Annotated in this window: 11 protein-coding genes and 2 tRNA genes; 9 read left to right on the forward strand and 4 right to left on the reverse strand. The window is 57.3% G+C overall.

Annotated elements, in window-relative coordinates; translation table 11 throughout:
• Positions 1-355: 355 nt before the first annotated feature.
• The 5 genes from ACR3ZL_RS12350 to ACR3ZL_RS12370 all read left to right on the forward strand — a co-directional run bounded on the left by ACR3ZL_RS12350 (position 356) and on the right by ACR3ZL_RS12370 (position 5,331).
• Entirely contained in the window at positions 356-1,687 is a 1,332-nt protein-coding gene (locus tag ACR3ZL_RS12350; protein ID WP_473652844.1) for a sensor histidine kinase, read from the forward strand.
• 266 nt (positions 1,688-1,953) lie between these two features.
• Positions 1,954-2,421, forward strand: a complete 468-nt coding sequence (locus tag ACR3ZL_RS12355; RefSeq protein ID WP_473652843.1) for a hypothetical protein — start codon at positions 1,954-1,956, stop codon at positions 2,419-2,421.
• A 134-nt stretch (positions 2,422-2,555) separates the two neighbouring features.
• Positions 2,556-2,629 (forward strand) — tRNA-Pro (locus tag ACR3ZL_RS12360).
• A 208-nt stretch (positions 2,630-2,837) separates the two neighbouring features.
• Complete coding sequence (locus ACR3ZL_RS12365; protein WP_486173496.1) at positions 2,838-3,179, forward strand: MGMT family protein; 342 nt, start codon at positions 2,838-2,840, stop codon at positions 3,177-3,179.
• A gap of 205 nt (positions 3,180-3,384) precedes the next feature.
• Entirely contained in the window at positions 3,385-5,331 is a 1,947-nt protein-coding gene (locus ACR3ZL_RS12370; RefSeq protein WP_486173497.1) for a caspase family protein, read from the forward strand.
• A 217-nt stretch (positions 5,332-5,548) separates the two neighbouring features.
• Here the strand turns inward: ACR3ZL_RS12370 and ACR3ZL_RS12375 are convergent, their stop codons facing one another.
• Together ACR3ZL_RS12375 and ACR3ZL_RS12380 are read right to left on the reverse strand one after the other, a co-directional pair.
• Positions 5,549-6,490 carry a hypothetical protein gene (locus tag ACR3ZL_RS12375; protein ID WP_486173498.1) on the reverse strand — a complete coding sequence of 314 codons (942 nt, stop codon included), beginning with the start codon at positions 6,488-6,490 and terminating at the stop codon, positions 5,549-5,551.
• A 10-nt stretch (positions 6,491-6,500) separates the two neighbouring features.
• The gene (locus ACR3ZL_RS12380; RefSeq protein ID WP_486173499.1) at positions 6,501-8,033 is read right to left on the reverse strand and encodes a GIY-YIG nuclease family protein; all 1,533 of its coding nucleotides are present in this window, start codon (positions 8,031-8,033) and stop codon (positions 6,501-6,503) included.
• Positions 8,034-8,266: 233 nt separating this feature from the next.
• Between ACR3ZL_RS12380 and ACR3ZL_RS12385 the strand changes: the two genes are divergently transcribed.
• Genes ACR3ZL_RS12385 through ACR3ZL_RS12395 form a run of 3 tightly spaced genes read left to right on the forward strand, consistent with a single transcriptional unit; the run spans position 8,267 to position 11,372 of the window.
• Positions 8,267-8,725: a hypothetical protein gene (locus ACR3ZL_RS12385; RefSeq protein ID WP_473652839.1), complete on the forward strand. Its 459-nt coding sequence runs from the start codon at positions 8,267-8,269 to the stop codon at positions 8,723-8,725.
• A gap of 54 nt (positions 8,726-8,779) precedes the next feature.
• Complete coding sequence (locus tag ACR3ZL_RS12390; protein ID WP_473652838.1) at positions 8,780-10,105, forward strand: DUF4272 domain-containing protein; 1,326 nt, start codon at positions 8,780-8,782, stop codon at positions 10,103-10,105.
• 4 nt (positions 10,106-10,109) lie between these two features.
• A complete protein-coding gene (locus ACR3ZL_RS12395) occupies positions 10,110-11,372 on the forward strand; it encodes an aminotransferase class I/II-fold pyridoxal phosphate-dependent enzyme (RefSeq protein ID WP_473652837.1) in 1,263 nt (420 codons plus the stop codon).
• 69 nt (positions 11,373-11,441) lie between these two features.
• On the opposite strand, the gene ACR3ZL_RS12400 is transcribed toward ACR3ZL_RS12395, so the two are convergent.
• Positions 11,442-12,533 carry a beta-ketoacyl-ACP synthase III gene (locus ACR3ZL_RS12400; protein ID WP_473652836.1) on the reverse strand — a complete coding sequence of 364 codons (1,092 nt, stop codon included), beginning with the start codon at positions 12,531-12,533 and terminating at the stop codon, positions 11,442-11,444.
• A gap of 213 nt (positions 12,534-12,746) precedes the next feature.
• Between ACR3ZL_RS12400 and ACR3ZL_RS12405 the strand changes: the two genes are divergently transcribed.
• A tRNA-Met gene (locus ACR3ZL_RS12405) sits at positions 12,747-12,820 on the forward strand.
• A gap of 674 nt (positions 12,821-13,494) precedes the next feature.
• On the opposite strand, the gene ACR3ZL_RS12410 is transcribed toward ACR3ZL_RS12405, so the two are convergent.
• A complete protein-coding gene (locus ACR3ZL_RS12410; RefSeq protein WP_473652835.1) occupies positions 13,495-14,943 on the reverse strand; it encodes a DUF1501 domain-containing protein in 1,449 nt (482 codons plus the stop codon).
• Positions 14,944-14,955 lie beyond the last annotated feature (12 nt).

The raw sequence follows: 14,955 nt of genomic DNA on the forward strand, positions 1-14,955 counted from the left end.
TTCCCTTTGATGACATTATTGCTGGTTCGTCAATCGCCGTCATCGGCGAAGTCGCAAATTTCTGGTCGATAATCGTAAGTTTTGCGTTTTTCGTGTTTTGTGAAGGTGATGAACAAGTGTTGGAGTCCAGGCTTCAGCCTGCCGGAGCGGGGTTTGGGTGTAGGCGGCGTTGGAGTTTGGGTGGGGCGAACTCTTGTAGCAGGCTAAAGCCTGGACACCAGCGAATTGGATTACTGGCTTCAGCCTGCCAGAGCGGAGTTGTGTCGCCAGGAGAATGTGACGCTTTGTCGATCGGTTGATTGTCGCTAGGTTAGACAGCCGTAGATGCCCCTCTCGAATTCAATCAACCTGGCCGATGCAAAAAACGCCTGACCGCCGACCGATCACCCTGCGAGCGCCGATCACATTGGGCGTCGTCCTGATCGTTTTGGTCGTGATCTTGGGGGCCGTCTGGGTGACCGGGACCCTGATCGGGGCTCTTCGTGGCCAGGCATCGCCCGAATTGTTCTGGGCGATGCTGTTCGCCGGTTCAGTCCTGTTGGTCGCCGTGCTGGCGGGTGTGATCGCGTATTTGACCCTCAGCGTCAAAGCGTTCAACCTGAATCGCCGTCAGTCCAACTTCATTGACGCGGTGACGCACGAACTGAAGAGCCCGATTGCGTCGTTGAAGTTGTATTTGCAAACGATGACGCGGCACACGGTCAGCCAAGAGCAATCCGAGGCCTTCCACCAGATCATGCTGGAGGACGTCGACCGGCTTGATACGTTGATCAATCACCTGTTGGATGCCGCGAATGTCGAGCGTGGAGGGCTGGCCGAGGAGTCACGCGACGTGGATTTGGCGGCGATGATCGAGCAAGTCGGTTCGGCGACCTGTGTGCGATACAAGTTGCCCGGCGATACGATCGCGGTGGATTGCGAAGACATCATCTTAAATGCGCCGCCGGTCCAGGTTGAGATCTTGTTGCGGAACCTGATCGATAACGCGGTTAAGTATGGTGGCTCGCCGCCGCGAGTGCGGGTGATCGCGGAATACAGATCCGCCAGCGCAGCGGTGATCAAAGGTCGGCGTTCCAAAGCCGCCAAACGAGCCGAGCGGGACACGGCTTCTTCGGCGACGTCGGTGGCGAAGGGAGAGGTGACGATATCGGTTTGCGATAACGGAGTGGGGATTCCAGCAAATTTACGCCGCAAGGTTTTCGGCCGCTTCGTGCGGCTGGGCAGTGAATTGGAACGCAGTAGCCCGGGAACTGGGTTGGGTTTGTACTTGGTCCGGAACGTCACGCACGCTTTGGGCGGCCGAATTAACATTCATGATGCCGGAGGTGTGGTCTTCGATCGGTCGCGGGATAATACGGCCGAAAGCGAAGTTGCGGCCCAAACCGTCGAGGCTGAATCTGACGGGAGCCACTCGGAAACATCGCAGTCCGGAACCGCATCGCAGGCTGCAACGGTGAAGAGTGACAGTGCGATTTTGGAAGAAGCACCGGCAATGCCGTCGGTGGGCACTCGTTTCGATATCACGTTGCCGAACGCCCGGCTTGCCTGGGCGGATGGGAATGAGCCCGATGCAGATTCGGGACATGCGAATGCGACTGATCAAGCCAGACATGCCGCCAGCGGCGACGGGTCGAAACCGGCTGCTGGCGATGCGGGGGCTGGCGATTCCGTCGCCGGTTCCGCCTAAGGTCAGCCCGATGGTTGGGGCAAACATATTGTCCGGTTAATTGCAAGCCAATAATTCGCCGCGAACGCATGTTTTTGCGGATTCGTTTTCGGCCTCCGCAAACTTCGCCCAAGCAGAAACATGGTGACGGAAACCCCGTAATTTCCGCAGCCAGGACACGAAAAAGACGAATTGCTCGACAATCGGTTTTGGTCGTGGTTATACTCGGCTCGCACGCCAAAGAATTCGCTATTTTTTAATACCAAAGCAGCGCAGGAAGTTTTCATATGTCCGTCGAAGACAATCCCATGTCGCCTATGTTTCGCATTGATGTGTCCGCTAAGAACGAGCCCGCACCAAGCATGACTAGCGAAGAGATGACCGTTCAATTGTTGCGTCAGTTGGTGGTTAGCCAGCAGAAACAGACCAAGCTGCTCGGCGAGTTGGTGCAACAGAATGCGGCTATGCACAAACAACGTGCGGGTGAACTTCAGCAGTGGAAGGATGCGAACCCCGAATTGTCGCGTTCCTGTCGCCGGGCTGCCGAAACACTCAGCGAAGTGCAAACCGAATTCTTGCAATCGGTCACTGAGGAAATCGAAGACAGCGGCGAGCATTTGGTCGAAGGCGAGTACATGCTCAATGAATTCATCGACCGCTTCGGACCTCGCATGGCTCACCTGAACGGAATCCTGCAGGTTCTGGCCCAATTGGGTACTGGCGAACCCATGGTCGAGCAGCAGAACCAACAATAATCCAGTTTGCGAATTTTTTTCGCAACTGAACCTTTCGCTCAGGTCGCGCGTTCGCTAAGATCCCGCCTCCTTCAAAGGTCAACCGAATCACTGGCCCAAACGAACAGCCTCCAGAGGCTATTCGAACCAGTATCCGGGGCGTAGCTCAGCCTGGCAGAGCGCCTGCTTTGGGAGCAGGAGGTCGCACGTTCAAATCGTGTCGCCCCGATTGAATCCTCCGCGATTCACTTCTTTGAAACGGTCATCTTCCCAAATGACCTGTCGCCCGTCGGCTCATCAATCCTTTCGATTGAGCCGTCATCGGGCTGAACCCCAACTTCGCTTTTGACGTCGCGTGGTTCGTGCTTGCTGGATCCTTGGTGGCGTTCGTCGACGGTGGTTTTCGCATGGCTTCGAAACGGAACGGTCAACGCAATATGCCTGAATCCCGAAGTTCGAGGTATGAAGACACGCTTGATCCGATGCGGCTGGCGTTTGTGCAGGTAATCGAGGCGCTGCGCCCGGGCGAAGTCAGCTCGTATGCCGAAGTCGCGGCGAAGGCCGGTTACCCACGTCGGCACCGGGCCGTCGGGCAATTGCTCGGTCAAAGCTTTGATGCGTTGCCGTGGTGGCGTGTCGTCTACAGTTCCGGGCACTTGCCGCCGGTGAACCCAGGGCTGCAGGAAGAGCGATTGCGGGCCGAAGGGGTTTCGATCGAACGATTGAAGGTGATCGACGCGCCGTGGGGCAAATTCTCGGCCGCCGGATCGCAGCCCTGAGTGCAGTTCGGTTTATGTGAAGATAGGGCGTTTGCGAAGGCGCCCGTCAACGCCATTGAGCTGTTTGAATCGCGGTTTGATCCGCCTATTCAAAAAAGTTTGCCAAATGTCGTGAATCGAACTGAAACGATGGCCTCTGAGAGCCAAATAATATACCCTTACTAGAGGGGTAGGTTTGTCCAAGTCACCGTTCAGGAATTCACACGTGTCTCACTCACATGCAAGGCCACTGGCCTCGTCGTTGCTCGCTGCTGCCTTCGCTTTTCTTGTCGCGGCCGTCCCGGCGATTGCGAACGCTGGCAACATGCATGCACTGTTGATCGGCAACAGCGATTACGGGGACCAGAAGCTGAGCAACCCGGCGAACGATGCGCGGTTGATGAGCGACACGCTTGTCGAGTTGGGGTTCGATGTGACGATGCGGGTTGATCAATCCCAGGAAGAGATGGAAACGGTGATCGCGGACTTTTGTCGCCGCGTGCCCAAGAACGGGCTGGCGTTGTTTTTCTTCGCCGGTCACGGATTGGAGATCAACGGCAGTAATTACTTGGTGCCGGTCGATGCCAAGATTAAAGATGAGTCGGCGGTTAAATACAAAACCGTTGCTCAGGATTATGTGATCGACGCTCTAAGTAACTCGGCGAGCAACATGAATGTGGTCGTTCTGGATTGTTGTCGCGACAACCCTTTCCAGCGTGCATGGCGTCGAGGTGCAGCGGGGCGTGGGTTGGCACCGACCAGCGTGATCCCCGAGGGAACCTTGATCGCCTATGCGACCGCCCCAGGTGAGACCGCGTTGGACGGCAAGGGAACCAATTCGCCATACACGACGGAGCTTGTGAAAGCGTTTTCGCAACAACCCGCCGGTGGGTTGTTGTTGCGAGACGTTTTCTTCGCGGCCAGTTCCGCGGTGAAGAAGGCAACCGGCCAACGCCCGTGGCTGAACCTGGATGCTTCGCTGGATGCGTTCTATCTGTGCCAGCCAAACAACCTTGCATCGCCTGAAGAAATGAGCCGCATGACAGACGAGCTGAACGCTTTGCCAAGTGCTCCTACGCCCGGTTCGATTGTCTCGGCTTCCATTGCGGCGGGAACCTTGGACGCGGGGCCGATGAAGTCCGATGCGAAACCCAAAATCGAATCGGCACCTAGTCCGTCTGCTGCGAATGACACCGACGTGGCCTCGACGGATCAAAGTCCAATCAATCAATCGTTGATGCGACAAGCCAACACGTTCCTGTACGAAGGCGACTATGACTTGGCGATCGATGCGTTCACCGCGTTGATCCAAGATTCGTCGATTAGCCGCGAGCAATCGAAACAGATCCGCAAAAGCCGAGGCGTTGCTTATTTGGGACGCCGAAGCGACCGAGACATCGAGCGAGCGATCATCGATTACAAGGCGAGCGGTGAAACCGGCGTTCACCTGACGATCATGGCCGATACAGCGAACTTGAAGGTGGGAAAAGAAGCGAAGGCAAAGGTCCGCAAGAATCAAATTGCGTTGGTGACGCTTTCGAACGGCAATTGGTTGTGGGTGGATTCGGTCCAAGACGACAAGAGCCTTCGCGGCTGGGTCGACAAGGAAGTGTTCATGCGAAAGACGGCTGTTGCGAAGGCACCCGCCACGCCGGCGAAATCGACTTCCAGCCAAACGGTTCAGTCGACACCGTCGACGAGCAGTTCGTCCGGAACAACGCAGTACAGCAGTCCTTCGCCAACGCAATCGACGTCGGTGCAGTCGTTCAACCCGGCGCCGCAGAACAACCAGTTTTCGTCGACGCAGTATCCTTCCAATCAGATCCCGCAAACACGCACCGTGGTACCGCAGTCGCAACCGCAGTACGTGCAACCCCAGTACCAGCAGAATACCCAGTACCAACCTAGCAACCAGTATCAGCAGAGCAATCAATACCGACAGCCGAGCAATCAGTATCAGCAGTCCAACCAAGCTCCGAGAAACTATCAGAACAACCAGTATTCCAATTCCAACAACAGGAATACGTCTAGTTCCAATGCACCTTCGGGAAGTGACGGTTTCACTAAGCGATACATGCAGAAGAACAGTCGCCCGCCGAGCATCTGGGAAACGCCCAAGTGGGAATCTCCCGCCGAGATTCGTCGGTTGCGAGCCCAGGGGCTAGTTCGCTAGTCGTCGCTGGTTGGCTGAAGGTTGCACCGGAGAAATTACGCCGTTCTTAGCGGTGCGGCGTAAGTCATCCGGTTTCACGGTGCGAGACCGCTCGCCGCTATTGTTCTGGTCGCTATTGTTCTGGCCGCTATTGTTCTGGCCGCTATTGTTCTGGCCGCTATTGCTCTGGCTGCTATTGCTCTGGCTGCTATTGCTCTGGCCGCTATTGCTCTGGCCGCTATTGCTCTGGCTTCTTGTAGAACTTGCTTAGGTCGAACTCTTGGCGTTGTTCTTGTTCCATTAGCTTGATGCGACTTTCCAATCGTTCGACCCGGCGCAACAGCGCCGGGATCGTATCGCGGTCTTCTTCGACTTTGATGGGACGCGGCACCTTGGGGTAACCTAGGTGTCGCTGCATCGCACCGAACAGGTAGACGGGATCTTTGCGGCGGTTGGCCAGTGCGATCCGGCCTTCCTTTTCGCCCAGCAAGAAGGGGCCTTTGTCGTCAACTTCCATGTTCTCGGCGATCAATCGTCGGTGGTACTCTTCACTGGCTAAGAACAGCAAGTCAGCCAAATCGACCAGTCCGATGTCGTTTCGGAGTCCCGACAGCCACTTCGCCCACTCGGGGCTATAGATCGAATCGCCAGCCATGGCACGCAAGCCTTGGTCGTAGCCAAGTCGGTTGCGTGAGATTGCTTCGAATTGGAAGAAGAAGCAACCACTGCGTCCGCGCTGCAGGATTTCCGCCATGTTGGTCGGTTCGCTTCGGCGCCGAAGCGGTTTTGGCTGCGGGATTCCCGATTCTGCGGCCGCCAATTCCGCGTCCTCGAAGTCTTCGAGTCGCGAGCTAAGGTCAGCCCGCAGTTTCGCGTCCGCATGCAGGATCTGCAGTGCGATGCCGATCGAAAAGCGTCCGGATTCCTTTTCAGATTCTTGGACTAGGAAGGTTTGAAACGGCGTGAAGTAATGGGACAGCTGTGCCATCGCGCGGCCCATCAACCCGGAATGCTTCAGTTCGGTCAGCATGAAGTCGATCGCCATCGGCAATCGAGTTGTTGTCAGCAATTCGTGTTGCAACTGCTTCAGCAATTCTTGCATCGGCGTTTGCTCAGCGATCCGTTCACGCAACAAGTCGAAGAGGTATGCCTGTTCGACATATTCAGCGTTGGACAACATCAATGACTTTCTAGCTGGTGACACCGACTCGGGCGAGATGCCGATAACGGCGGCCTGCCGCTTGGGGCGCGAAGGTTTTTTTCAGCTCGCCGCGATGTTTCTTGAACCAAGAAGCGACGACCGAAACGGTGTAGGGATGCTTGCTAACAAACCCGCTAAGCCGTACGGTCGGTTCGCCTTGCCGAGCCAAGTTTTCTGGTGAGCTTGGTTCCTCTTGTACGGCTGTAGCGTCAGGCGTGTTGGGGGCATCTAACGTGGCGTGTTCATCTGGCGTGGGCTGAAGGCTGGGTTGAGGTTGCGGGGTGATCAGCTTGGCCCAAGTTTTCAGTAACGGTTTCATATTTTGGTAGCCTTCAGAATCGGTTGGAGCAGCAGCCACGTCGACCACTTCACCACGACGGATCAGGTACCAGATTGCTCGACCATCATAACCGGTTGCGGCGTACACGAACGAGTACGCTTGTCGGGCGTCGGCCAGGTGGGTCAGTTTCTTGCGTGCGTAGTTCAGCGATTTCAAAGTGTCGCGGGCTCGGCCGGCCAGTTCGTATTGGCGATCGGCAGCGGCTTTTTCCATGATCTCTTGAGTGTTGGTCAACGGTTCGTCGTTGAATCCGTCAATGAAACTTTGGGCGGCGTTGACCCGTTGCAGGTATTCGGCCCGGCTGCACGCGGCGGCACATGGGCCTAAACAGGTGCCAATTTCCAGTCGTAGGCATCCCGGGCGTGTCCCGCGATCGAATAGCGTCAGTTGGTCGGAAAACTGAAACACGGTTTGTTGACTGCAATCACGCAGGCCAAACGTTTTGTTCAGTGCATCGCAAACACCGCTCATTCGTGCGACGCCATAAAACGGTCCTTCGACGGCAACGACATCGGTGGTCGGCGGCGACGTGGCAGTGAAGAACGTTTCGGCAGGCTTGCGGCCCAAGCAGAGATAGACCGGTCGCTGTCGCTGCGGAACGCCTTGGACGTTGAACCGTGGAGTCCAACGGCGGATCAGGCTGAGTTCGCGAAGTTGGGCGGCAAAGTCACTTGGTTGTGTTTCCCACTGGATGGCCCGTGACGCACGGATGATTCGCCCCGCTTTTTCGCGAGACGACGAATCGCTGAAGTAGCTCATCAAACGATGCCGCAACGATCGACTCTTACCGACATAGATTAGTTCGCCGGTACGGTCGAACATTCCATAGACACCTGGCACGGGCGGGCATAGGTCCAGGACGCCTTGTCTTAATTCTTGGTCGGTCGCCCCACCAACGATTTCGTTGGGACGTGTCGAGGAGGTCTCGGTTGGCCAGGTCGCGGCTTGTTCGCGGACCGCCATCGGGGCGGTGTCGCTTTTCGCGTCTGCGAGGCTTTGGGCGGCTTGGGATTTCGGCTCGCCATAATTCCGTTCACCACAATACGGATCAAAGGGGCTGTCCCCAAATCCGCCGCCGGGGATGACTCGATCGGAACCGGCGGGTTTCGCGTCGGCGGGCAACCTGCCAGCGATCAGCGTATTTCGTGGCGCGGGCCGGCGGTGTCGAAACTTCCGTGTCATAAATCCTCCCTGTCTAAAACCCTCCCTGCAGAAATCCTTTCTAGAAGAAAACCGCGTTGAACGCGTTTTTCTGCCTCGGCTGTCCTGCCTGATGGGGTCGAGTATGACGCAGTTTACCGAGACCACCAAGCTGTAATTGGAACATTCCACCTCGTTCAGGGGACTTCTCGAAAACGCCTTTTTCACGTCTAATGGAGTTTTAACCCGCCCATCCACGAGTGTTCTAAGACCCTATGGCCAACGAGCAGACAGAAACCGAGAATTCCAGCGACGCGGAAACCACTGAGCCCGCACCCGAAATCGTCCTGCAATTCAACAAAGACGACGTGGACGAGCACGGTTTCACCTCCGTCTGGAACGTCGCCTCCGCAACCTGCGACAACGATGTTGCCCGCACCCGAGACATGGCCGGACGTATCCTCGGATTCCTATGCAAAAAGGAATACGAGCACGTTGTCGTCAGCTCCACCGACGCACAATATCTTGACGAATGGTTCGAGCGTGAAAAGGCGATCCTTTACAACTGGAAAGCCGATTCCGAAACCACCGACGCAATCACCCAGCACGCGATGGTGCCCGCCAGTTCGTTGGTTAGCTTCTTGAAACGAGAGAAGTTCAAGCCAACCGCTAATTACAGTCCTCGTCGTGCTGACCGCGTGGCCTGGTTCCAAGAAAAATGGGGTGTGGGCTGAGCCCCGCTTCGTTTTGAATTTGGTAAGCGGTGATCTCGATAATCGGTGAATTCGTTGAGCAGTGAATCCTTGCCGAGTCGCTTGATCGCGTTGGCGACCATCGATTCGGTTCTATCGCCCGACGAAGTGGACCGCGTTAACGAGCCCGATGCGCCGGAGTTGGCTGAGTCACACCCGGTCGAATCTACATCGGGCGAATCACCGTCGCTTGAATTACATCCGACTGGTCCAACGCCACTGCACCCAGCGGTGCGGTGGCTTGTTGAAGCGGAGCCGACCTCGCATCCACTGGTCCGGCCGCTGCAGTTGCATGCGATGCGTTCCCGCCGTGTCGTTCTCGCTACGTCAGCGATGGCTGATAATTCGGTTGCCGAAGATTCTGCCAAAGATGATGCGGCCAAAGATGATGCGGCCGGTAATCTTGATGATGTTTCCGACCCCGCGGTTGCGATGTCGTCCAGCCTCTCGTTGTTGCAAGAATGGGCGGATTGGGCTTGGGCAGCCAACGCGATTTGGATCAGCGAAGCTGGCCAGGTCTTCGATCCTGCGGGCCGTCTGTTGCTGGACTCATCGCGACTGTCCGAAGTAGCCCATTCGCACCCGGAAGCGGTCTTGCCCAGTTCCGTGGATGCACGCCGCCGGCAAGCCGACATCGTGGTGGAACTCCGCAACCGCTTGGTGGATCCCGTTGAAGGATTATTGCCGATCCCCGGTGTGGACGAAGTGGAACCTCTTTCCGCCACTGTCGTGGCCCGACGTTCGCTGGCGTTGTTCTTGGTTGCGACCCGAGCGGAATCGGTGCTTTCGAATCGGCCGCTCGATCCTGAATTGATGCGGCAGCGTTGCCCGATCGGGTTTGACGCGTTGTCGCCAGTCGAGCGGGAATTCATGATCGATGATCCTTCGGGGTTGTCGGCTCGCGTATTAGGTGCTGGACTGCCATCGGCGGACGCATTCGTGTGGCGATACGAGTCGTTGCTGACGCTTCAGTGGGCACTCGACATGCAATTCGAGCTGGCATGGCCCGATGAGCACGCCGATCTGACTTCGGTGACGCGGCTGATGGTCGACCTTCCCGATCAAGCGATTGTCGACCAAGCTCGATTGCGTTCAACGGATCAATTGTTGATCGCCGCCGAACGCCACCACCAACTGTACTTCGCCGTCGCGGCCGCCCAGACGTCTGGCAAGGAAGTGCCGGCAGGGTTGGATCCTGGCGTGATTTGTGAACGCCTGATCGCACTGATGTGGCTATTGAACTTGCAAATGCCTGCCGCCAGTGTGCAACTGCTTGATGACGCAAGCGAACCGGCGGGTGCTTGGGACGCGTCGGTTGCTTGGGATGCGGCGGTAGCTTGGGTCGAAGACGGGATGCCCTAAGGCGATGTCTGGCCCGGCGTCCTCCAAGCCTGATCGCAGCTTCGATGCTCGACTTCGTGATCATCTCCATCAAGCTCGTTTGCATGGCCGCGGGCGTCGCCTGGAGCCGCTGGAAGTGTCCGGCGTCGATGTCACTACGGCTGAAGGTCAGCGTTTGCTGAATTTCGGCGGCAACGACTATTTGGGAATTGTTGCCGGAACGGACATCGGTGAACTGGCAGCAGCTCGAGGCATATCTTCGCTAGAAGCGACGCAGCAAGTCGTGGCGGAGCAAGTTCCGGCGGCTTCAACAGCACAAACAGGAGCGACCGCCAGTCCGTTGGTTTGCGGCTGGTCGCCCCATCATCAAGATTTAGCTCGCCAGATCGCACGATTGGAACGGGCGGAAGCGGCTGTCGTGTTCCCGTCCGGGTATGCGGCCTGTTCCGGCACGGTCGCGACGCTTTGCCGCGAAGGTGATTTGATCCTCAGCGACCAACTCAATCACGCTTCGCTGATCGACGGATGCCGAGCTTCTAAGGCCACTCGGGTGATCTACCCACATCGCGATCTCGAATTCGTGGAGCAGATGCTGCGTTCCAGTCGTGATCGCTTTAGCACGGTCTGGATCGTGACCGACACCGTCTTCAGCATGGACGGAGACATCGCTCCGCTGGCGGAACTTGTTCGTTTGGCGGAGCGGTACGAAGCGACGTTAATCGTCGACGAAGCCCATGGGACCGGCGTGCTCGGCGAGACCGGCGGCGGTTTGAGTGAAGCTCTTGGTTTGCAGTCCAGGATTGCTGTGCGAATCGGAACGCTCAGCAAGGCGGTGGGGCATCAGGGCGGGTTCGTGGCCGGGGCTCAAGTGGTGGTCGACTACCTAACCCAATTTTGTCGATCGTTGATCTTCTCGACCGCTCTGTCGCCTGTTGTGGCACAGTCCGCTGGCCGCACAATCGAAGCTTTGCCAGGCATGTCGGATCGCCGCATCAAGGTTGCTCAGCTATCCAGCCATTTTCGCAAGCGGATGAATGTGCCCGCCAGCGGCCTGGAGTCGGGGATTCCAATCATCCCGGTTATCGTTGGTCCCGACGAAGCGGCCGTGAAGCTAAGCCAAAAATTGCGGCAAGACGGTTTCTATGTGCCCGCCATTCGGCCGCCCACGGTTCCCGAGGGCACCGCCCGGCTGCGAGTTTCGATCTCGGCGGCCCATTCCCTTGAGCAGGTGGAGCGGTTGGTGGGGGTGTTAGGGCCGCAGTTGGGCAGGGCCACAGGGCCACAGTGAGAGGGAGCCGCAGTGAGAATCGGGCAGTGGCGGGCGGTGACATTCGTTCTTTACTGGCTCACTGGTTCTTTACCAACGCAGTAGGACCGTTCCCCAGGCTAGGCCGGCGCCGAAGCCGCTCATTAGCAACAGGTCGCCTCGTTGCAGGCGCCCGCCGCGTGCTGCTTCGTCCAACGCCAGTGGGATGCTGGCGGCCGAGGTGTTGCCGTATTGGTCCAGGTTCACGAACACTTTGTCCGAATCGATATGCAGGTCCGAGACCGCTGAATCGATGATTCGTTGGTTCGCCTGATGCAGGATCATCAGCGACAAATCGTTGGCCTCGATTCCGGCTCGATCCAAAACCGCCGTGATGCTCTCGTCGACGACGCGAACGGCCCACTTAAACACGTTTCGTCCGTCCATAAACATGTAATGCTGGCCTGCTGCGTGAGCGTCCGGGGTCAGCGATTGACGACTTCCACCGGCGGGAATGCAAAGCAGTTCCGCTCCGGCTCCGGTGCTGCCGAGTTGGTAAGCCAGGATGCCATCGGTTTGATTTTGTTCGCCCTCGTTCTCGCCGTCTTCGTCGTCGTTGGAACTGGTTAGGATCACGGCGCCGGCCGCGTCGCCAAACAGTGGGGAAATCTTCTTGTCTTCAGGATCCACCGTGCGGCTCATCAGATCGCCGCCGACGACGAGCACATTCTTGCAATTGCCCGTCGCAATGAACTGAGCCGCCGTCACCAATGCGTACGTGAAACCGGAGCACGCGACACCCATGTCCATCGCCGGAGCGTTGATCCCCAGTCGGGCCTGCAATTGCGAGGCGGTCGACGGCGTGGGGTGGTCGGGCGTGATGGTCGCGACGATCACCAAATCGATGTCCGACGCAGCGATCTTGGTGGAATCCAGGCAATTTTTTGCCGCGTGGAAACACAGATCGCTGGTCGCTTGATCCGGGGCGGCGTGCCGGCGAGCCCGGATGCCGGTCCGGCGGATAATCCACTCGCTGTCACAGCCCAGAGCGGCCATGTCTTCGTTGGTGACGATATTTTCGGGAACGTACGAACCTGTTGCTGCAATTCGGACTCCCGTTACCTGGCCCATGCGCCCGTTTCCCGTGACGGGCGATTGGGTAATCGATGCGGGGGGGGGAGTGATGTCAGTTTCGAGCGGCAACGGTTTGGTCCTTAGAAAAGAATCCACTGAAAAGAATTTTCAGTTGTCGATTAATTCGTCGTTTTATTCGGGCGTTGCGAAATATAGACAAAACCGGCAAGAAACGACATACTCACCGACCAACGAAGGGCACCTTTTCACGCAATGGCATTTTGCGTAAGTTTCTGCCTTCTCGAGACCGATACAGAAAAAGTTCCGGTTTCCAGAACAAACGGCGGCATAGCTCAGCTGGTTAGAGCAGCGGAATCATAATCCGCGTGTCGGGGGTTCGAGTCCCTCTGCCGCTACTTCGCAAAAGCCTGCATTTCCAAAGAAATGCAGGCTTTTTTCATGCGCCGATCAAATCCCACGAAAGCGAAGACTCGGAATGGAAAGATTCTCCATCTTCGGAACCGCTTTCACTGCATCTCGCCTGAGTTACATTGGCCAAGTTAGCCGGCTAGTCGCTGGGTTTATGCCCAGTCTGTGATATTCGTAACGTTTCGCGAGGAGTCTCGATTCCATCGAAGACGCCAGTGAGGTGCCGACGTTCCGGACTGCTCTATGGAAGCACTCACGAATGCTCCGAAAGCATCGTCGCGCCGTATTCGCGAACCGTCAAACATCCCTGCTGATTACTAGTCGGCAATTGCGTGGCTCAGTATGGCCCTTGGCTATCCGACTCGCTTAATCATTTTAGTGTTGGATTCTCGCTAAGACAGATAGAGGCTCTGCTTGGCGTAAGTACAACACCTGACCTTCGCGTTTTCGATGCAGGTATTTCCCTGGGACCAACCAGCGCTTCCCAAAAAGAACCTATCCGGTGTCTCGCGGCCCCCTCTCAAATAGTGATCCACAACGAGATATCCCACGTAAGACGAAACCAAAGTCTTCGCGTCTCTGCGCCTTTGCGTGAGAAATCATCTAGCCTAACCCAGCCTGCTTCGCGTTGATCGTGGCCGTGTGTGATTGGCCGAGGGTGTTAGGCGATCAGGCCGTGGTGGACTTCGCCGTGGACGTCGGTTAGACGGAAGTCTCGGCCGGCGTGGCGGTAGGTTAGGCGTTTGTGGTCGAAGCCGAGCAGGTGCAGCATGGTGGCGTGCAGGTCGTGGACGTGCATGCGGTTTTCGACCGCTTTGAATCCGAATTCGTCGGTCGCGCCGTACGCTTGGCCGCCTTTGACGCCGCCGCCGGCCATCCACATCGTGAAGCCATAGTGATTGTGGTCGCGGCCGTTGATCTTGCCGGCGTTGGTTCCTTTGGTCGGCATCTCGACGACGGGGGTGCGCCCAAATTCGCCGCCCCAAATTACCAGCGTGTCCTCCAGCATCCCCGACTGTTTCAGATCGTTGAGAAGGGCTCCGATCGCCTGGTCGCACTGGCCAGCCAATTTGCGGTGGTTGACTTCCAAATCGTCGTGGTTGTCCCAAGGCTGGCCTTCGCCATGCCAAACCTGCACGTAGCGGACGCCTCGCTCGACCAATCGCCGGGCGATCAGAATCTGGCGGGCGTTGACGCCTTCTCCGTAGGCTTCCAGCACATGCTTCGGTTCACGACTGACGTCGAACGCGTCGGTCGCTTCCATCTGCATCCGGTAGGCCAGTTCATACGATTGGATTCGCGCACTTAAGGCCGGATCGGGACCGCGTTCGTCTTGATGCAGTGCGTCCAGTTTGCGAAGCGCATCAAGCTGTTGCACCTGTTGCGGATGGCTGGTGTGCGGGTTGACGATGTTTTCGATCAATTTTTTGATGTCGACGTGTCGCGTATCAACATGAGTTCCCTGGAACACGCCCGGCAGGAAAGCGGATTGCCAGTTTTGGGGGCCGGTGATGGGGTAACCGTTGGGGCATAACGCAACGAAACCGGGCAGGTTCTGGTTGACGGTTCCCATGCCGTAGGTGATCCACGAGCCCATGCTGGGCCGAACCAAACGGGAATCGCCGCAATTCATCAGCCGCAGCGACGGTTCATGGTTGGGAACGTCAGCGTGCATGGACCGAATGACGGCGATGTCGTCGATGTGCTCGGCGGTCTTTTGAAACAGTTCGCTGACTTCCAGTCCGCACTCGCCGTATCGCTTGAATTTGAATGGTGACGCCATCGCGGCGCCGGTCTTGCGTTCGGTGCGCAGGTCCAGCGGCAGCTTCTTGCCGTTGTATTGATCCAAAGCGACTTTGCGATCGAACGTGTCCACGTGGGAGGGACCGCCGTTCATAAACAAATGGATGACCCGTTTGGCTTTGCCCGGAAAGTGAGTCGGCCGCGGCAGCATCGGATTGGCTCCGGCTTGGGCGGTGTTCAGCATTCCGTCATCGCCCAGCAGACCGGCCAGTCCCAGCACGCCGAGTCCCGTACCGCATTGCCGCAGTAGGCTACGCCGAGACAGCGAGCATTCGCCGGCGGATGGAGAAATTTGGGATTCGTTCATAACAGATTCACT

Source organism: Rhodopirellula sp. J20-39, assembly GCF_057365095.1.

What these genes read in the sequence shown, in the direction of transcription:
- ACR3ZL_RS12350 (WP_473652844.1), top strand. Translation starts at nt 356, where the DNA reads ATGCAAAAAACGCCTGACCGCCGACCGATCACCCTGCGAGCGCCGATC.
- ACR3ZL_RS12355 (WP_473652843.1), top strand. Translation starts at nt 1,954, where the DNA reads ATGTCCGTCGAAGACAATCCCATGTCGCCTATGTTTCGCATTGATGTG.
- ACR3ZL_RS12365 (WP_486173496.1), top strand. Translation starts at nt 2,838, where the DNA reads ATGCCTGAATCCCGAAGTTCGAGGTATGAAGACACGCTTGATCCGATG.
- ACR3ZL_RS12375 (WP_486173498.1), bottom strand. Translation starts at nt 6,490, where the DNA reads ATGTTGTCCAACGCTGAATATGTCGAACAGGCATACCTCTTCGACTTG.
- ACR3ZL_RS12380 (WP_486173499.1), bottom strand. Translation starts at nt 8,033, where the DNA reads ATGACACGGAAGTTTCGACACCGCCGGCCCGCGCCACGAAATACGCTG.
- ACR3ZL_RS12385 (WP_473652839.1), top strand. Translation starts at nt 8,267, where the DNA reads ATGGCCAACGAGCAGACAGAAACCGAGAATTCCAGCGACGCGGAAACC.
- ACR3ZL_RS12395 (WP_473652837.1), top strand. Translation starts at nt 10,110, where the DNA reads ATGTCTGGCCCGGCGTCCTCCAAGCCTGATCGCAGCTTCGATGCTCGA.
- ACR3ZL_RS12410 (WP_473652835.1), bottom strand. Translation starts at nt 14,943, where the DNA reads ATGAACGAATCCCAAATTTCTCCATCCGCCGGCGAATGCTCGCTGTCT.